Origin of the sequence: Paenibacillus rhizoplanae (assembly GCF_042684125.1) — a bacterium.
GTDB classification, from domain to species: Bacteria; Bacillota; Bacilli; order Paenibacillales; family Paenibacillaceae; genus Paenibacillus_AQ; species Paenibacillus_AQ rhizoplanae.
Genome location: NZ_JBHUKY010000078.1, coordinates 209,415 through 227,262, shown reverse-complemented (window position 1 = coordinate 227,262; position 17,848 = coordinate 209,415). Strand labels below are relative to the sequence as shown.

Annotated in this window: 17 protein-coding genes; all 17 read right to left on the bottom strand. The window is 52.1% G+C overall.

All coding sequences use genetic code 11. From position 1 onward, the window contains the following. Positions 1–73: 73 nt before the first annotated feature. The 17 genes from ACFSX3_RS29530 to ACFSX3_RS29450 all read right to left on the bottom strand — a co-directional run bounded on the left by ACFSX3_RS29530 (position 74) and on the right by ACFSX3_RS29450 (position 17,808). A complete protein-coding gene (locus tag ACFSX3_RS29530; protein WP_209990746.1) occupies positions 74–1,063 on the bottom strand; it encodes a sensor histidine kinase in 990 nt (329 codons plus the stop codon). Next, entirely contained in the window at positions 1,050–1,736 is a 687-nt protein-coding gene (locus ACFSX3_RS29525; protein ID WP_209990741.1) for a response regulator transcription factor, read from the bottom strand. The genes ACFSX3_RS29530 and ACFSX3_RS29525 overlap by 14 nt, the downstream gene beginning before the upstream one ends. A gap of 37 nt (positions 1,737–1,773) precedes the next feature. Further along, positions 1,774–3,018 carry an MFS transporter gene (locus ACFSX3_RS29520; protein ID WP_209990738.1) on the bottom strand — a complete coding sequence of 415 codons (1,245 nt, stop codon included), beginning with the start codon at positions 3,016–3,018 and terminating at the stop codon, positions 1,774–1,776. Between the two features lie 183 nt (positions 3,019–3,201). Next, entirely contained in the window at positions 3,202–4,191 is a 990-nt protein-coding gene (locus tag ACFSX3_RS29515; RefSeq protein ID WP_209990736.1) for an alpha/beta hydrolase, read from the bottom strand. A gap of 118 nt (positions 4,192–4,309) precedes the next feature. Then, a complete protein-coding gene (locus ACFSX3_RS29510) occupies positions 4,310–5,572 on the bottom strand; it encodes a hypothetical protein (protein WP_209990733.1) in 1,263 nt (420 codons plus the stop codon). A 14-nt stretch (positions 5,573–5,586) separates the two neighbouring features. After that, the gene (locus tag ACFSX3_RS29505; RefSeq protein WP_209990730.1) at positions 5,587–6,396 is read right to left on the bottom strand and encodes a hypothetical protein; all 810 of its coding nucleotides are present in this window, start codon (positions 6,394–6,396) and stop codon (positions 5,587–5,589) included. Beyond that, positions 6,393–7,082, bottom strand: coding sequence for an ATP-binding cassette domain-containing protein (locus ACFSX3_RS29500; protein WP_209990727.1), 690 nt, complete (start codon positions 7,080–7,082; stop codon positions 6,393–6,395). The genes ACFSX3_RS29505 and ACFSX3_RS29500 overlap by 4 nt, the downstream gene beginning before the upstream one ends. After that, positions 7,075–7,530 carry a GntR family transcriptional regulator gene (locus ACFSX3_RS29495; protein ID WP_339225041.1) on the bottom strand — a complete coding sequence of 152 codons (456 nt, stop codon included), beginning with the start codon at positions 7,528–7,530 and terminating at the stop codon, positions 7,075–7,077. The genes ACFSX3_RS29500 and ACFSX3_RS29495 overlap by 8 nt, the downstream gene beginning before the upstream one ends. A 162-nt stretch (positions 7,531–7,692) precedes the next feature. After that, on the bottom strand, positions 7,693–9,303 hold the full coding sequence (locus tag ACFSX3_RS29490) for a bifunctional metallophosphatase/5'-nucleotidase (protein WP_209990843.1): 1,611 nt from the start codon (positions 9,301–9,303) through the stop codon (positions 7,693–7,695). 24 nt (positions 9,304–9,327) lie between these two features. Then, positions 9,328–10,155: a carbohydrate ABC transporter permease gene (locus ACFSX3_RS29485; RefSeq protein WP_209990724.1), complete on the bottom strand. Its 828-nt coding sequence runs from the start codon at positions 10,153–10,155 to the stop codon at positions 9,328–9,330. A gap of 12 nt (positions 10,156–10,167) precedes the next feature. After that, positions 10,168–11,052 carry a carbohydrate ABC transporter permease gene (locus tag ACFSX3_RS29480; RefSeq protein ID WP_209990722.1) on the bottom strand — a complete coding sequence of 295 codons (885 nt, stop codon included), beginning with the start codon at positions 11,050–11,052 and terminating at the stop codon, positions 10,168–10,170. 85 nt (positions 11,053–11,137) lie between these two features. Continuing rightward, entirely contained in the window at positions 11,138–12,433 is a 1,296-nt protein-coding gene (locus ACFSX3_RS29475) for an ABC transporter substrate-binding protein (RefSeq protein ID WP_209990719.1), read from the bottom strand. A 239-nt stretch (positions 12,434–12,672) separates the two neighbouring features. Beyond that, on the bottom strand, positions 12,673–13,518 hold the full coding sequence (locus ACFSX3_RS29470) for a response regulator transcription factor (RefSeq protein WP_209990715.1): 846 nt from the start codon (positions 13,516–13,518) through the stop codon (positions 12,673–12,675). Beyond that, positions 13,515–15,368: a cache domain-containing sensor histidine kinase gene (locus ACFSX3_RS29465; RefSeq protein ID WP_379256572.1), complete on the bottom strand. Its 1,854-nt coding sequence runs from the start codon at positions 15,366–15,368 to the stop codon at positions 13,515–13,517. Before ACFSX3_RS29465 ends, ACFSX3_RS29470 begins: the two co-directional genes overlap by 4 nt. A gap of 111 nt (positions 15,369–15,479) precedes the next feature. Continuing rightward, positions 15,480–16,445: an acyltransferase domain-containing protein gene (locus ACFSX3_RS29460; RefSeq protein WP_209990709.1), complete on the bottom strand. Its 966-nt coding sequence runs from the start codon at positions 16,443–16,445 to the stop codon at positions 15,480–15,482. Positions 16,446–16,472: 27 nt separating this feature from the next. Next, on the bottom strand, positions 16,473–17,150 hold the full coding sequence (locus ACFSX3_RS29455; protein ID WP_209990706.1) for an MBL fold metallo-hydrolase: 678 nt from the start codon (positions 17,148–17,150) through the stop codon (positions 16,473–16,475). Positions 17,151–17,310: 160 nt separating this feature from the next. Next, positions 17,311–17,808 (bottom strand): DinB family protein, encoded by a 498-nt coding sequence (locus ACFSX3_RS29450; RefSeq protein WP_209990703.1) that lies wholly within the window; start codon positions 17,806–17,808, stop codon positions 17,311–17,313. Positions 17,809–17,848 lie beyond the last annotated feature (40 nt).

Below are 17,848 nucleotides of genomic sequence, written 5' to 3'. Positions count from 1 at the left end.
CTCCCTTCACCTGATCTGTTCCTATCATAGAGCCGCAAGCTTACATCTCTGTGACTTTCAGGTGAGAGATCCGTCACTTAGGGAAACGAAGCCTGAAAAGCGCACCGCCCTGCGGGTGATTGTGTGCGGTGATGCTCCCTCCCTGCTGGGTAATAATCAGCTTGCAGAGCGCGAGGCCGATTCCGTAGCCGGCATGGTTAGGGTTGCTGCCGCGATAGTACCGGTCGAACAGCCGGGGGATTTCTTCCTTGCTGAAGCCCGGGCCGTTGTCATGCACCGTAAGCTCGGTGTACAGCGGATTGTCTGTGCAGATCAGCTCTATCTTCCCGTTCTCCCCTGCACTTTCCAGGCAATTCTTGAGGATATTCTGGATCGCTTCCGGGAGCCAGGCCGAATCGCCTTGGATTACTACTCCTGAGGGGCAATTTATCCTCAAGTCTACATTGCGCAGCTCCATCTGGATCAGGAACGGACGAACAGCGGTGCGGAGCAGGTCGTTAACGGCGATAGGCCCGCTTTGAAATACAACAATGCCCGCATCCAGACGGGATAACTTAAGCAGGGAGGTAATCAGCCGATCCATCTGCATCAGCAGCTCCTCAGTCTCCCGTATAAAAGCTTTCCGCTCCCCTTCCGCAGGACTATTCGCAAGCAGCGTCATAATCAGGTTCACCGAGGTAAGCGGGGTGCGGAGCTGGTGGGCGATGTCAGCCAGAGAATCGGCAAGATGGCCCTTTTCCTTGATTAGCTCGCGGTTCTGATCCCGGATGCGCTGCGTCATTTTGGTAATCTCGCTATGTAAGATGGATAACTCGCCTTCTTCCGCATCAGCGATGAATAGATGATCCGCATTATGCAGCACCCGGTCAATCTGGCTGGAGATGCGCGCAATGCTCTTGTACCGTGCCTTGGTGAACAGCAAAAATGCTGTGCCGAAGGCAACAGCACAACCAGTGGCAAGGAGTCCCGCTGCCGTATGTAAGGTGAAACCGATGGTAATCGCAGCAGCGGACATGATGGTGTAGAGCAGGGTGAACTGCCGGATCTCTTTATTCCGCAGCATCGCTGCACCCCAGCCGGTATCCTGTTCCCCGGACCGTCAGAATGATCTGCGGACTTGCCGGATCACGCTCGATCTTCTCACGCAAGCGCTTGATATACACAGTCAGCGTGTTGTCATTAACAAATTCGCCTGCTGCGTCCCATAGTTCGTCGAGCAGCCTGCTTCGCGTAATAATATTCCCGGGGTTGTTCACAAACACCAGCAACAGGCGGTATTCCAGAGCTGAGAGGTAGACCTCCTTGCCATGCCGGGTTACAACACCGCTTGCCGTATCCACGTGAAGCCCGCCGATGTCAAAAGCAGACCCGGTCCGTCCGCTCTTCCGCAACGCCGTTCCAATCCGCGCAATCAGTTCACGCGGGCGAAACGGCTTGGTAATATAGTCGTCCGCCCCCATGTTCAGCCCGGTAACCACACTTGCCTCATCCCCGGAGGCCGTCAGGAAGATGACGGGCACCTCCCTTGTGGCCTTGATCTCCGTGTACACCGTAAAGCCGTTCCCGTCAGGCAAAGCAATATCGATTAGCGCCAGGTCAAAGGGATTTCCGCCAAGCACAGCCACAGCCTCACTCCGCGTAGCGGCGTGAGTGACTGTGAAGCCTTCCGAGCGGAGCAGCAGCATGAGGTTTCTGGCAATGGCCTGATCATCCTCAACCAGTAATATTTGTGGCATTCTTCAGGGCCTCCATTTTGTTCGATCTGTTTCTTATTTATTGCGTAGCCTGTGCTTGATCCGGCGCCTTATGCTTCATGATCGGCAACATCATGAGTGCACCCAGGAGGAATAGGAGTCCAGCGCCGCTGTAGATGGTACTGAGCGGCAAGGCGCTCTTCAGCGCACCGGCGAACGACATGGATACCACCATCATACCGACGAACATCGGATTCAGCACTCCGTTAACCCGGCCGACAATCGAGCTATTAGACCATCTCAGAATCATGGTACTGATCCCGATATGAATGCAAGGGAACATTAGACCGTTCAGGAACTGGATGGTCAGCGTGAGCGGAATACTTGTCGAGAACCCGACAATGGTGGTACATACGGCACCTGCCAGCATCCCCATAGCGAGCAGCAGCTGGGGCGGAACTTTTTTGGCGAAGGCGGCCACGAGCCCTCCCCCAATCAACATGGCTGCACCGTTGACCATAAGCATGTATTGCAGGAACTCCTTGTTTCGGCCAAGCCGCTCTGTAACGATGAACAGATTCAGTGCCTGGGCTGCGCCCACGGCAAGTCCCGCCAGTACAAACGCAAGTCCGAGCATCCGCAGCACCTGGCTCTGCCAGACATACCGGAAGCCTTCGGTGAAGTCCTTACGGAATTGCCCTTTCGCCGCAACTGTCCCGGCTTCCATATGATCCTCCGGCAGACGAATAAGCACGAGCGCCGACAGCAGAAAAGCAACGCCCATTACAGCGATGGAGATCTCAAGGCCGAAGGTGCTGTATACGAAAGTGCCTAACATCGGTCCGAGAACCATGAAGATGGCCATCAGCGATTGGAAGAGCGCCATCCCTTGCTGTAATTGTTCTTCCGGTACATGGAACTTGAATAACCGCATACTAGAAGGCTGAGAGAACTGCGACAGAATGGCCGAGATGAATGCGACCAGATACACGGATTCCCACGAACCGAAGTGAATGCTGAGCAGAACGGCGAACACCGATACCGCAGACAGGGAATCACACCAGATCATCGTCAACTTCGGCCGCCACCGGTCGGCAAAGGTCCCTCCAATGAAGGAAAATACAAATATAGGCGCGAACTCCGCTACGCTGATCAGCGAAATGGCGTAGGGATCATTGTTGGTCCGCTCCGCAACATAGAGCAGAATGGCGAAATTACGCACCCAGATCCCGATCTGCAGCAGCACACTGGATAATAAAATCGTCTGCAGAAAGCGATTACGGAACAGGCTTGGTGGATTTGCACTTTGGTCATGCTGATTCAATCGTTTAACCCCCTATTTAGCTTAAATATACTGCGTTTAATGTGTTGGAAAGGTTCTCCTTCCCTTCCTTATTATACGGACCCGATCCAAAACTATAAAGGTTATATTATTCATGCTTAACTTACAGAAAAACTGCGACACCAAGTTCGGCACCGCAGCTGTAATTCGACTATTTTGTTCTACTTACTTCGCTTGCTTCAATTGAACGGTCTTCATGTATTCCTTGAATTCCTCGGCGATTTCTTTGTACTTCGTATGGTGCAGGTAATGGGAGCCTACCATCGGGATCAATTTACCCTGGGATGACTGCTTCGCCTGCTCCTCATGCAGCGGAATCCACTGCTTGTTGTGCTCGTTATTTGATACAGCGAAGAGCAGGACCGGCAAATCATGCGGGTATGTCAGCTTTTCGGCATTTTTGAAATTGGAGCCAAGGTGGCTTAGCTCATTCATCAGCGTTGGATTATTGCCGTGCACAGCAGAGATGAATTTCATCTGTTCTTTGGTTTGTTCATCATAGTCAAGCGATTTAAACGAATCTCCGCCCAACTTCGTTAGCAGCCGCATCACACCTGAATCTTTAGCAAACTTCATCGCTTTCAGCGGCAATTTGACATCCATGCCTGGCTGATTGGGTACACTGCTGTCTATCCCTACGAAGGCTTGAACTTCATCCGGATAAGCATTTACATATGATACAGCATAGAGTCCTGTAATGGAATGACCCATCAGAATGTAACGCTTCAGACCGAGCTGCTGCACAGCTTCATGAATTTCACTGATGATGTTCTCTGTCGTTCTTTCTTTATCCGTCCCATCGCTCAGGCCATAGCCGAAAGGCTCGATGGCTACGACTTTGTACGAAGGCGTCAATTGATCTATCAGCGGCTTGAAATCAAGCACAGGCGAAGCGGTTCCTTGCCCTGGGAGAAGAACCATGGTCTGTTCCCCGCTGCCTTGAATCAGCACATTCATCTTTTTGCCTTCTACATTAACGTACTGCCCGTACGATTCGATCTTCTTCTTCTCTATCCCTGTGCTGATTACATTAACGATAAAGGTGATGCCTATGAACAGCACAAGCACTCCGATAATGCCACCTAATATTTTCAACCATAATCTCCGTTTCTTGCGTCCCTTTTCAGGTCTAGTTATTTCAGCGGTTCCTGCCATGTCCATCTTCTCCTGTCCTTCTATCTATAGGTTCGCCTTAGCGATATAGTTAGAGTGTACCTGCTTAAGATGTCCTCATTGTGACGGGAATATGAACGGAGTATGAACAGGGGGATACTTATCGCGTAATGCTTATATTCAATAAGATCACGTCATCCAACTGGTTAACGGGTCTCCCATTGGCTTTGACCAGCGCTGGTGTACCTTTGTAGAGAATATGGCCGTCAGTTATGTCAGCTACCGCTGTAATTGGCATGCTGTAGTTCCTGATAACATCGCTCCCGGTTTGCAGCATCAGATACACCCGGCCGTTCGCCGCCTGGGCTTGACTGATTTTCCCCTTGCCGAGTTGGCTCGCATGTATAGTCACTTGGGGGTGAGCGATCTTGGTTGACAGGTCATAGCGGTTGAGTGTCACCGCCTCCTCTGCTATGTGAAGTGTAGTGAGCGTATCTCCCTCTAGGATATAATGGGTCCAAGGCCCCGGCGCTCGTTCTTCTTCTCTCTTGGCAGCTAGCGGCATTTCGTTCACTTCTCCAGAAGCATATTGGTATTCAAAAAGTCTTTCAGAGAACACAACAGAAGTGTTGTCTGTTGCCGCTGGTGTACCATCAGTCCAGATCTTGCTGCGCTCTTTCACCAGAAACAGCACCCTGCTGTTGGCAACTGTCGGCTTTTCTTCCGTGATGATCTGTATTTGCAGCTCACGATCCTTTTCGGAAGATTTGCCTAAGGGCAGTTTGACACTGCGGATCGGTGAACCCGTCTGAGCATTATACACGTTATCGATTATCTCATGATCTTGGTTCACCTTGTTAACGTTAGTAAGTACATGAATTTCTGACCCTGCCTTCTGTACGTCTACCACGTTGGCGTATTGTGCGGAATAGGGTTGCTCATCCGTATAATGGACTTGCTTTCGCGTGGCCAGATCCAGCACATCGATGCTCCAGCGAATCTTGCCCTCCTGTTTCAAGTTAGTTGAACCGATAGAAGCCGACTTGGCAAAAATGAGCGCGTCTTGATCTCGGTAATAGCCGCTCGTCCCCTTCTTCCCCCTCATAAATTCTGAATACTCCTCATACAGCGCATTGAACTCGGAATAAGCCTGCGCATCTGAAGGTCCTTTGTTTGTCATCCATTGATTCTTGAATGTTTGCTCAATTCTCTTGCTGCCCGATGCGGACACTTCAATGACATAAGAGCCTTTCCCGCCCACATAGCTCCCAAGCAGATTCACAGGGGCCGCTTCGGCCGAATCCCCCTCCAGTGTCTGCAACTGATATTCCGGCAGGCGCAACTCTGCCCCATAAGCATAATAAGTTCCAAGCGAAGCCACTATTAACAGAACAAGCGCGCCCGTAATCGTGTAACGTTTCACTAGTCATTCACTCCCTAAACGGTGATCTTCTTCGAGACGAGCCTGAAGCCAAGCGTGAGTGTAAGGCTCATGACAACAATATAAATGCACAAACGGATGACTGTTATCTCCCGGGGATAGAAATACACATACGGATGTAGGGAGAAAGCGAATCCGATTACCGCCGCGCATGAAGCAGCATACAAGATTGCATAGATTATACCGGCCAGATGGTAGCTTCGCTCAAGCAATATTGCCGTAAAGATCACAAAGACAGCCAGAATCCCGGTTCCGTAATAGACGGCAAACATTAATCCGTCTGGCGGCAACAAGTATCGCACAAACACCAGATTAGAAGCGACAGCTTCGGCCAGCAGCGAGGGCATCCGATATTCGGACGGAACCATCCAGTCGAATAACTGGCGTTCGAGCAGCAGCAGCAACAATTGGAATGAAACCATAGCAAAGACGAATATGAAGATTGCACTGGCTTTGGCCATGTATACGTGGCGTCTTGCCGCCGGAAGGGTGAATAACCGGTAGGCAAACTTATCTCTGCCAGTCCAGTCACGGTACCAAATCCCAAAGACATACAACCCCAATACGATTATGCTGATCAAAATAGGTATCGTGAACAAGAACTGCGAATCTCCGATGATATCGGCAAATGAAAAGTTACGCGGATGATCTCCCAGGAGGGCTGCCTCTCTCCGCCCCGCAACTCTTAGCCGGGTAGTGTGCACCAGTCCGATCATTTGAATAGTAGCCGTCAGGAACATCAGGCTGAAGATAGCATACCTGAAGCGGTGAACTTCCAGATGGACAAGCTTAAGATATCGATTCAAGGGAGAAGCACCTCCTTCATGATATCAACGACAGATTTGTTCTCCTCCATTCGGACTTGTTCGCATTCAATACTACGGGCTACAGTTCCATCACGCAGTAACACGGCTTTGTCGATCAGATGCTCGATCTCTCTTACTTCGTGTGTCGTCAGGAGTACACCGCGGTTGCCGACCAGCTCACTGGAGAACACCTCTGCGATCCTCTCCCGGATGAACAAGTCAATCCCGGCAAAGGGCTCGTCCATAATCACATAATCGGAATTCTGAGCCAAGCCGAGCACCAGATTGAACTTCGCGGCATTCCCCTTCGACAAGCGCCCCGCCCGTTCCTTGCCATCAAGATCGAAGAAACGCATAAGTTCGTCTGCCCTCCCCCTGTTCCAGCTGTTATAGAAGTCTTCCATGAACTGAAGTGCATCAGAGAGCTTCATGGAAGCTGGAATAGCCAAATGGTCCGGGATATAGGATATCTGTTCATAAGTATTCGGGCTAATCGGCTTGCCATCAATCTGAATGCTTCCCCCCTGAATCGGTGTAAGTCCCATTACCGTTTTGAGTACAGTGGATTTACCTGCTCCATTAACTCCGATCAGACAAGTGATCTGTCCCTTCTCGGCAGTGAATGTGACATCCTTAAGGACCTCCCTGGTTCTGTATCGTTGGCTAACATGCATAAGTTCAATCAAGATTCGTTCCTCCTCTTCCATCATCAACGGAGTCTCCCGGGGGATTCTGGCTGATTTCTGTTTGTGCCTCGGTATATTTCTGTTGAACTACATTCAACAGCTCGTCAAGAGGAACATCGATGTTGCGAATGGAAGCCACGAAGGCCTCAACGGCTGTACCGAGCAGCTCCGCACGGATTTGCCTTAATACATCCAGTTCCAGAGTGACGCGGCTTGGGGAGTTCCCCTCAGTTATAATCAATCGCTGATCCTCCATTTCTTTATAGGCCCGCTGAGCCGTATTCGGGTTGATCTTTAACAGTGCTGCCAGCTCTCTTCTGGACGGTATGGTTTGCCCGGACTGAATAACGCCGGTTACGATCTTCTCTTTGAAAAGGCGAACGACTTGAGAATAAACAGGATCACGGCTATTGAAGGAGATGCCGGACCAATCGTTGACTGTGTTCAATATTGACACCCCTTATACTGCAAGTGTGTGTATTAAGTGGTTCATACACTACACGGTGTATTATGCAGTTAATACATCAGATTGTCAATAGTTGGTTAATTACTGAGCTGGGGTAAACACAAATAGACCCCTCATTGAATCAATGAGGGGCCTGCTTCTATTTCAATCCATTCCCACAATAGACCAGTTATGATCGACCTCAGGCATGATCGTCTGGCGCTCCCGGATGTAGCTGACCAGCATATCGCGGACGCTGCAGTCCGACTCCCAGTGCTTGACGGCTCTGATCAGTCCCGAGGCCTTCAACAGGCTACTGTAACGGTAGTTGTTGACGGCAAGCTGCAACTCGTACGTGTCGGCAAGCGGTCTGCCCCGGTATCCCAGGTGGATGATCCGCTGGCCTACCGGCTGCGAGATATCGATCTGATAATTGACCCCGGCGAACATATCGTAGAGGTAGCTCGGCACCTCGGGATCAGCGGCAATATTCGTGTCTCCCGGCTGCCACTGCCGGAAATGGGCAGCCGAAGCTTCCATATAAGCCTTCAGCTCTTTGCCGGTGACCGTAACGACATACAATACATTGTCAAAAGGATAAATGCGGTAGACGTCAGCATACGTCAGCGGTCCCTGCTTCAGATCCGCCTTGTCGTTGAACAGGCTTGTAGCGGCAACATCCGCTCCGCTGGCCTCCAGCATGGCCCGCTGGATCAAGGTAATGACCGCTGTATCCTGCACTCGTCCCGCCGGCAGGCCGGAAGTCTCTTCAGGAGGCTGGAAGTCGGCAGCTGCATAGCCTAGAATGCCGCCCTCCCCTTCTATGGAAGGGCCTCCGCCGCCTTCGGCGATGAACCGGAGCGTCTCTTCATGTGCCTCTGCAACCAGACTGCGGACTTCCGGGTCCGGCTTCCAGCCGCTCATATCTACCACTGTGACCTCGCGGTTCACGACCTTGGGCTGACCGCCGTCCAGCTCCAGCGTCAGGTCGAAGCGTACAACTTCCCGCCCCCTGTCCCGTGGGCCTCCAATAACAGTACTCCCAATTCGCTGGTTCACAGTAATATGCATATGACCAACCAACAGTGCATCTGCTTCAGGAACAAGCTCCGCAATCTGTCCGGCGGCATCCGAGCCGCCCTCTTCATCGAATTCTGCGACCATGCCCGCATGGGCGCTGATCACAATCAGGTCCGCCTTTCCTTCCGCGCGGAGGGCTGCGGCAATCGGCTGCGCGGTTTCGGCCATATGGCCGAACCTCAGGCCCTCAACCTTGCTTCCATCCCAGCGCGGAACGTTGGGATTCGTCAGTCCGATGACCGCAATCCGGATGCCGTGCTGCTCATGGATCACATACGGCTGTGCAAACGGTCTGCCTTCCGTATCCCAGACATTCGCAGCGAGCACCGGAAAGCTCAGCTCCTGCTTGATTCGCTCAATCAGGGCAAGGCCGAAGTTAAACTCATGGTTGCCCAAGGTCAGCGCGGCATAGCCCATGGCATTAAGCGCTGCCGCGACCGGATGCCTGTCATCCGGCCGCTTATTGTAGACATCGTCAGTCAGCATATTCCCCTGGAAGACGTCACCGTTATCAATAAGCAGAACCTCTGTCCCGCTCTCTCTAAGCTCCCGGACATAAGCGGCTACTCTGGCGAGCCCGTCATTTACTGTATCAAGTCCGTCTTCGTAACGGTAGCCCCACAGATTGCCGTGAACATCCGAGGTAGCGATAATCACGATCTTGCGCAGGTTACGGCTTGCTGCCGGTTCCAACATCTCGTTCACCCTTCTTCCGTCTCTTCATTTCAGAATTGCGCCTGCGGTGAAGCTCTTCTCCATCTGGTCGCTGAACAGCACATAAGCGAGCAGAATCGGCAGCGTAGAGATTACCATTGCTGCAGCCAGCGGTCCCCAGCTAATGCTATATTGGCCGCTGAAGTTCATCAGCCCGAGCGGCAGCGTCCGCAGCGATTCCTTCTGGATGAAGGTTGCCGCCATCAGCAGCTCATTCCATACCGCGAGGAACACGAAGATGGCAACCGAGGCAAGCGGCGGCTTCAGCAGCGGCAGCACGACCTTGAAGAAGGACTTCACCACCCCGCAGCCGTCGATGAACGCAGCCTCCTCCAGCTCCTTCGGCATGCTCCGCAGGAACGCCGACAGCATATAGACGCCAATCGGCAGATTTACGGCGATGTATGGCAGGATAATCGACAGCCGTGAGCTGAGAATGCCGAGATTCTTCAGGATCATGAACAGCGGGATCAACGTAGCATGAATGGGCACCATAACGCCCATGAGCAGAATAAACAGAATCAGTCCGTTATATTTGAATCTCATCCGTGTCAGCGCGTAAGCCATCATAGAAGCAAACAGCAGCACAAAAAAGAGGGTAATCAGCGTGACAGACACACTGTTGAAAAAGTATTGATTCACCTTGGCGCTAACCCAGGCCTCCGAAAAATTGCTAAACCGCCATTCGGTGGGAAGCGCCCACACCACTCCGCCGATAATCTCCGAATTATCCTTGAATGCACTTACCACAAGCCAGTAGAGCGGGAACAACTGGAGGACGGCAATGAGGCTCATCAGTAGATAGAGGCCTGTGTTTTTGGTAGTCTTCAGCATGTCCGGTCCTCCTTAATATTCAATTTTTTCACGGGTCAGCACTTTATTCAGCACCCAGGCGATGATCAGGCACTCCAGCACCATGAACACCGCAAGCGCGCTGCCGTAGCCGAAGTTCTGCTTCAGGAACGCTTCCTGGAACATTTTCAGGGCAATCATGGTCGTGGAATGCAGTGGTCCGCCATTGGTCATAACATACACACTTTCAAAGGTCTTGAGCGCGTAAATCACGTTCAGTACGACACAGATCCGCAGCACATCAGACAATAACGGAAGCGTGATATAACGGACAGCCTTCCAGCCGACGGCTCCGTCCAGCTTCGCGGCCTCATAATACTGCTCCGAGATGCCTTGAATCCCGGCGAACAGGATCAACATGTTATAGCCTACATAATGCCAGGTTGTTACGATCAGGACTGACAAGAGTGCCGTCTTGGTATCTCCAAGCCAGGCTTGCGCCCAGCTGCCAAGGTGAACAGCTTCCAGCAGCGTGTTCAGCATCCCGATGTTCGGATCGTAGATTTTGACCCACAGCAGACTGACCATCGTCGTTGACATGACCACCGGGAAAAAGTAAATATTGCGGAACCATTTGCGTCCCTTCATTTTGCGGGAGACCAGCAGCGCCAGGCCGAACGAAAGCGGAAGCTGTACGAACACGCCTGTCAGCAGGAAGGCCACGCTGTTCCATACCGCCTTCCAAAAGCTTTTATCTGCGGTGAACATCTTGGTGTAATTGTCCAGGCCCACGAAGGCCATAGGGTTAATTCCGTCCCACTTCTGGAAGCTGTAATACGCCGTCATGAGGATCGGTACGAAATAGAAGACCAGAAATATAGTTAAACCGGGCACTAGAAACAAAGCGATTAATTTCTTATCCGAGAGCGCTCTTTCCATCACTATCCACCTATCAGAGTGCAGAAAAGCGATGCGGTCCATGAGACTGCATCGCCTTTCCCCTATTATATTTGTAAAACCTGTCTTACTCTGCCGAACGGAGCAACGTTTCCAGCTGGGCCGTGTATTCCTCAGGCGTCAGATTGCCGCCATAGAGCTGCTGCGTCATATCGCGGTATTCCTGACCTGTATCTGCCGACAGCAGGCCGAACCACATCGCCTGGGTTTTGGTTGTTTTGCTGATATCGGAAGCATAGGAGGAGAGCTGCTCATTCTGCGACTCCGACTTCACTTCGCTAGCCGCATATCCCGGCAGGCCTTTGCGTACGAAATCATCATTGAGCTTAAGGGACAGCTTAATGGCGAATTCCTTGGCTTTGTCCAGGTGCTTGGAGCTGTTGTTCACGAATAGGGAGTAAGGCGCCGCCGAGTTCTGGAAGCCGATCGTTGCACTGTGTACATCTTCTGCCCCTGTCTTCGGGAATGCGATATATCCGAGATTATCGCCCATAGCCTTCGACAACGCGCCGAAGTTGAAGCTGCCGTCAATCCAGATCAGAGCCTTATCATTCTTGAACAGCTCCTGGGCATCCAGGTAAGCCGAGCCGAGGAAGCCCTTCTGGAAGGCATTGCTGCTTACCAGGGTGGTTACCTGCTTCGCTGCATCTACAAATGGAGCATCGGTAAACTTGGCATCGCCTTTAATCGCTTGGTCGAAGGCGTTAACGTCCTGACGCGCTACTAACAGGTTGTACAGCAGATCGCCCTGCCATCTTTCTTTGCCGCCAAGAGCGATAGGGATGATCCCTTTATCATCGGCCTTAGTTACAAGCGCCTGAAGATCGTCCCAGGTTGCCGGAGGCGTAGCGCCGAGATCGTTCATCAGCTTTTTGTTATAGTAGAAGACCAGGGTTGTACTGATATTGGAAGGAACGGAATAGATATTGCCGTCTTCCTCCTTCACCAGCTGGTTGTCCAGAAATTTCGCGCCAAGTCCTGTGGAATCCAGGGTATCGTTCAGCGGGGCAACTGTTTTTGATTGCAGCACAGGTGTCCGGTAGGACTTCCCGGCATGCTGCTGGAAGACATCCGGAAGCTCATTGGCAGCCAGCGCAACACTGATTTTGGTCTTGTAGGTCTCGTCTTGTATGTACTCATAATTCAAATCCACGCCGACTTCCGCTGCGGTAGCCTCGGCAGCAGCCTGATACATCGGATCTGCATCGAACATCCATAAGGAGACAGATTCCTTGCCTTCCGCCGCTTTCGCATCCTGATTCTGAGTTGCCCCTTCGTTACCATTGGCTCCTCCGCAAGCACTAAGCACTACACTGCTAAGCGCGATGGATGCTGCAACTACCCCAAGCTTTTTTCCGAACATTTGTGTTGGACCACCTTTCAATATTTACGGATTCGACTTACAGGTATCATCTTAACAAGTGAACCGCCGTGTACGAATGGAGATATATTGGTTCTAACAGTAAAATTTTTAGGTATGTTAGATTACTTTACACTCAATTTACGGAACGTTCTCATGTTTACGGCAGCTTTACACAGGGTTAACTTTAATCAGCGAAAAAGCCCGGCTGCAAAACACCGGACTCTGCGTATAGCTGCTCTTTATGTATCCGAATAGGTACCGCTGTAGACGGTATTCGGGGTCATTCCGTAACGTTTCTTGAAGCATTTGCTGAAATAAAACGGGTCCTTATAGCCCACCTGCCGGGCAATCGTCGCAATCTTGGGAGCCGGAGCTTCCTCCTCGGAAGCCCCTTGGCTGAGCAGCTTCATAGCCTCGCCAAGACGGACGTTCGTCACATATTCCACAAAAGACTCGCCGGTCTCCTTCTTGAACGCATGGCTTAAATAGCTCGGGTTCACAAACAGGGCGCTGGCCGTACTTTGGAGTGACAACGTATCCTCGGCATAATGCGCCGTTACATAGGCAATGGTCTTGCCGATCAAGGCAGTGCCGCTGCTCTGCCGCTTCTGCGCAGGGGCATCTCCTGCCTGCGGCTCCTGCACATCTCCGGCCTTTATTCTGAGCCGGTTGATGTAGCGCTCTGCCTCCCACTTCTCTGTCAGCTGCGTCCGGATCGTTCGGAGGGCCTGTTCGACAGCATCCTCATCGACGGGCTTCAGCAGATAATGGTCCGCTCCAAGCGATATGGCCTGCTGGGCATAAGAGAAGTTATCGTAGCTGGTGATGAAAATCAGCTTGGCCGCCGAATTCAGCTTACGGACTTCCCCAATGAATTCAAGCCCGTTCATATTCGGCATCTCAATATCCGTAATGATGAGATCGATTGGCTGCTCCCCGATGATCTGCAATGCGGCTGAGCCGTCATCGGCTTCTGCGGCCACCTCGAACCCGGCGGCTTCCCAGTCCACCAGACGGATCAGCAGCTGCCTGAAATAATATTCGTCATCCACAATCAGGACGCGGGCTACCGGTGCTGTGTTCATAGTCTGACTGTCCCCTCTTCCTGTTCGTTCGTCTGCTTAAGCAGCGGCAAGCGCAGCTTCACTTCTACGCCCTGTCCCGGCTCAGAGGTTAGTAGGATTCCATAAGCCCCTCCGAACCGAAGGCGGATGCGGTCCTGAATATTTCGGAGTCCGAAGCTGTACCTCTCCGCGTTATCATGCCCGGACCAGATCAGCCGCTGCTGCTCTTCGCTCATGCCTTTGCCGTTGTCGCGGACGGTGAAGCAGAGCAGACTCTGTCCGTCCGTGCTTTCCGCTTCGCAGGTAATTTCACACCAGCCGCCGTCCGCCATCCCTCTAATGCCATGGTGGATCGCATTCTCGACCAGCGGCTGAAGCAGCATGGTCGGCACCAGGCAGGCTTCCAGTCCCGGCCCGAACGATATCCGGTAGTTCAGCTTAGGGAAGCGGATCTGCTGAATATACAGGTAGCTCTCCAGATGCTTCTGCTCCTGGGCCACCGTAATCAGCTCCTGTCCGTTGCTAAGCGATATCCTGTAGAACTCACCCAGCGCCTTCAGCATCTTGCTGATGTCCTTCGCCCCTGACATCACAGCCATCGCCCGGATCGTGTCCAGTGTATTGTACAGGAAATGCGGCTTGATCTGTGAGTAGAGCAGCCTCAGCTCCAGCATCCGCTTAGTCTTCTCTTCCGTTTCCACCTGAACCATCAAGCCCTGGATGCGCTCGACCATTTCATTGAAGGTAGCTCCGAGCCGCCCGACCTCGTCCTCAGAATCGGCGGCGGCGCGCCGTTCCAGATTCCCGCTGCCCACTTCGACAATCACCTCACTAAGCTGGCTGAGCGGCCGGGTCAGCCGGCGGGCGAACAGAATAGACAGAAGCACGGCCGACAGGATGCTGATCAGGCCAAACCCGGCCAGCAGCAGGGCGATTTTCCAGTACCCGTAGGTTAGCTCCGATATCGTCACCAGCTGGACTACCTTCCAGTCATAGGGAGCAAGACTCTGCATGGATACTAAATAACGGTCTCCGGCGATCCTCTGGGTCCGGGTCCCTTGAGAGACTGACTTGACCCAATTCGTGAGGGATTCCTCCGGGACCGGCTGGTTCACCCTTGTGGTTTCATTCGCAGAGATGATTCTTCCATACCGGTTAATGACCAGCGTAGCGCTCTCCGGGTTCTGTTCATTATGATAGAGGCGGGCAAGCGTCCGCTCGTCAATGTTGACATAGATATAGCCAAGCGGGGTCCCCTTCTCCATGCTCTTAATGACCCTGCCCACACTGATCATATTCTTATGCTTCATCCCGGACAGAAAAGTAGGCGTAAGCGAATCCGCCCAGACCGCCCCGCCTCTGGCTGCATCGATCTCCGCTTTGGGATAGATCCCCAGACTCTCCCGGGTCACGCCGGTCAGGTTGGAGGTGTAATAGAGGTCGCCGCTCAAGGATTCAATAATAACGGAATCAATATTCGGCTCAGTCACTAGCATTGCAGCCAGTGTATTGTAGATCGACTTCAGTGCAGCAGCATCATTGCCGGCACCAGTATCTCTGCTGAGCAGCTTCTGCGTGTCCTGGTTAATCAGCACGAACTTGGTGAAATTCTGGACCGACTGGAACACCGTCTCCATCGACTGCTTGACCAGTCTCACTTCCTGCTGTGAGCTTGCTGTGGTCCGTTCCAGGGTCTGATTGAAGACAATGCGCTGAATGCTGACCATGAAAATCACCAGTGCCAGCAAGACTATCAGGAGGTTGCTTAGCAGAATCTTCCGCCGCAGCGGCATACTTCCGCTGAACAGAAAGGGCAGATGCGCCCGTAACCTCTTCAAGAGGGATGGATATGGCATGAACCGCTTCATCATTCCCTCCGTTACATGTATGGTTGTACATGTATTATACACAAATTACAACAACAGAAAAGCAGCGGCGCTCTATAACTTAGAGAAACCGCTGCTTGTGGAAATTGCGGGTAATCAGACTTCTAAGGTATCATTCACAATCTCATTCAGCTTCTTCAGCTCGCTGGCCATGGGCGTAATCACTGAGCCGACCTTATGGGCCAGCGGCTTGCCGAGAATATACTTGCTGAAGTTCTCCAGGGTACCCGACGGGCTCAGATCGAGCAGCCGCCGCGGCCCGCCGGCAGTCATACTCTCCAGGGCTGTGCGGAAATTCATCGGCTTCCTCACCACATCCCACAGGAAGGATTCATCCACCGTCTGCACATTCCCCCCGGTCATGGCCGATACCAGTGTCACTCCCGGAGCAGGCGTCTTGTAATCGATCTTTTGCATATATGTACGGTAAGGCTTCTCCAGTTCATCGATGAATGCGGAATGAAAGGCGTAGTTCACAGGCAGCTTCAGACTGGCCACACCCTGTTCTCTGAGGAACTGCTGGATCTCGCCGGTATGCCCGCTTCTGCAGGCGATGGTGAAGTGCTTGTCGAAATTCACAGCGATCAGCTCGGAGCGGGTGTTCAGCTCGGCGTTCGCGTGATAGAGCTGAACATGATCCAGAACGGCAATCATCGCGCCGTTGTCGCAGGTATCCTCTAGCAGCCGTACTTGCGTCACAATCAGCTCCAGCACCTGTTCAGGCGTCAGCACCTTAGCCACCGCCAGTGCAACATACTCCCCGAGACTGACTCCCAGCGTGTAACGTGGAGTTATTCCCACAGCTTCCAGAGTCTCCGCCAGCGCGTATTGCACCATGAAGATTGCAGGATGGGAATAGACAATATTTTCGAAGCTGGCGCCCTTACCTCGTGAGTTCTGATACAGCTCTTCGATCACGCTCTTGCCGGTCAGCTGATGAACAATCCGGTCCAGGCGTTCCATCGATTGCCGGAATACCGGCTGCTTCCCGAACAATTCAAGCCCCATTTTATTATATTGCGAGCCTTGCCCGGAGAACATAAATACGATTTCGCTGTGCATTTCCGTACCCCCTGATTGTAGAGCGGCTTATTTGAAATCAAGCAGTCTGGCATTATTCTTACGGTTCCTGAATTTCACAAAATGATTGATATCATCAATCTGGAAATACAGATTATTTTTGTAGAGATAGCTCATCTCTTTGCCTGGCAGATCGCCGAAGGAATGTCCCGGGTATACCCGGGTGCTGGGAGGAATCAGCCGGATGAGCCGGTGGATGCTGTGGAACATATCCTCTGCCGAACCTCCGCTACTGTCACATAAGCCGCAGCCTTCAATAAATACCGTATCCCCGGAGAACAGATGGTCTTGCCCCCAGTAACAGACACTTCCCTGCGTATGGCCGGGCGTCACAAGACAGGTAATCCGTGAATCACCGATACGAATGAGGTCCATGTCCTCGACGGTTCGGAGCCGGTTGCAGCGGTATTTATAGTAATCTGCCTCGGTTTTGGAGATGTAGACAGTAGGACGGTAGAGCAGTTCAAGCTTCTTCACCATATTGGTATGATCAAAATGAGAGTGGGTCAGCAGAACAGCCGTGACTGTGGCCTCATGCGAATCCAGAATACGGATCATCTGCGATACATCCCAGGATGGATCAACTACAAAAGCTTTGCGGGAAGTCTTGTCAATACCGAGATAAGCGTAGTTCAGGAAATTCATGCAATGCGTTTTAATCGTAAACAGATCATAGGTTGCTTCCATGCCCGCCTCCTTGAAGATTTGATAGATCTAATTTCCATTATTTATAGGATGAATCTACTAAATTATCATCTACTTTTTCACGAACTGTCAATGAATGTTATTGCTTCTATAGCAAAAAGCCTGCAATCTAACATTGCAGACTTTTCCAGGATTATTCTCTTTAAGCAGGATAACCGCCCCCTGGCGGAGGCCACGCACCTTGCAGACGGCGGAGCAGAACAATCTCTCCCAGATGGTAGGAGTTATGGGAGGCGATATTGCGCAGAAGCCCACCCTTGGTCTCCCCGGGAAAATGGGCCAATGGCTCGTCAAGCTTGGCGCTCTGAGCGATAGCAACCGCCTTATCGACACCTTGCAGCAGATGCGCGATGGCCTCCTGAAGCTGGGACTCCTCTGCAGGGGCCTTCTCCGCAGGCCAGCTCTCCTGTATGCTTGTAGGCCGCTGAGGCTGGCCGCCCTCCAGGTGGGTCAGCATGAAGTCCTGCCAGTAGCCCATATGCTTCACCAACTGATAAATGGAGTAGGGAATTCCCTCTATAGTATAACTTGCAAGCTCCAGCGTCAGATCCGGCAAGGCCCGGGCTATCGGAATATGCCCGCGCTCTCCCACCAGAGATTTCACCAGCGCTTGACCAAAAGCATGATTGGATTCGGACATCTGTATTCTCCTCCTATTAATTGCGCAAAATATAATTTAC

Coding starts and splice junctions, on each gene's coding strand:
- ACFSX3_RS29530 (WP_209990746.1), bottom strand. CDS start 1,063: ATGCTGCGGAATAAAGAGATCCGGCAGTTCACCCTGCTCTACACCATC.
- ACFSX3_RS29525 (WP_209990741.1), bottom strand. CDS start 1,736: ATGCCACAAATATTACTGGTTGAGGATGATCAGGCCATTGCCAGAAAC.
- ACFSX3_RS29515 (WP_209990736.1), bottom strand. CDS start 4,191: ATGGCAGGAACCGCTGAAATAACTAGACCTGAAAAGGGACGCAAGAAA.
- ACFSX3_RS29490 (WP_209990843.1), bottom strand. CDS start 9,303: ATGTTGGAACCGGCAGCAAGCCGTAACCTGCGCAAGATCGTGATTATC.
- ACFSX3_RS29485 (WP_209990724.1), bottom strand. CDS start 10,155: ATGCTGAAGACTACCAAAAACACAGGCCTCTATCTACTGATGAGCCTC.
- ACFSX3_RS29480 (WP_209990722.1), bottom strand. CDS start 11,052: ATGGAAAGAGCGCTCTCGGATAAGAAATTAATCGCTTTGTTTCTAGTG.
- ACFSX3_RS29475 (WP_209990719.1), bottom strand. CDS start 12,433: ATGTTCGGAAAAAAGCTTGGGGTAGTTGCAGCATCCATCGCGCTTAGC.
- ACFSX3_RS29470 (WP_209990715.1), bottom strand. CDS start 13,518: ATGAACACAGCACCGGTAGCCCGCGTCCTGATTGTGGATGACGAATAT.
- ACFSX3_RS29465 (WP_379256572.1), bottom strand. CDS start 15,368: ATGATGAAGCGGTTCATGCCATATCCATCCCTCTTGAAGAGGTTACGG.
- ACFSX3_RS29460 (WP_209990709.1), bottom strand. CDS start 16,445: ATGCACAGCGAAATCGTATTTATGTTCTCCGGGCAAGGCTCGCAATAT.
- ACFSX3_RS29455 (WP_209990706.1), bottom strand. CDS start 17,150: ATGGAAGCAACCTATGATCTGTTTACGATTAAAACGCATTGCATGAAT.
- ACFSX3_RS29450 (WP_209990703.1), bottom strand. CDS start 17,808: ATGTCCGAATCCAATCATGCTTTTGGTCAAGCGCTGGTGAAATCTCTG.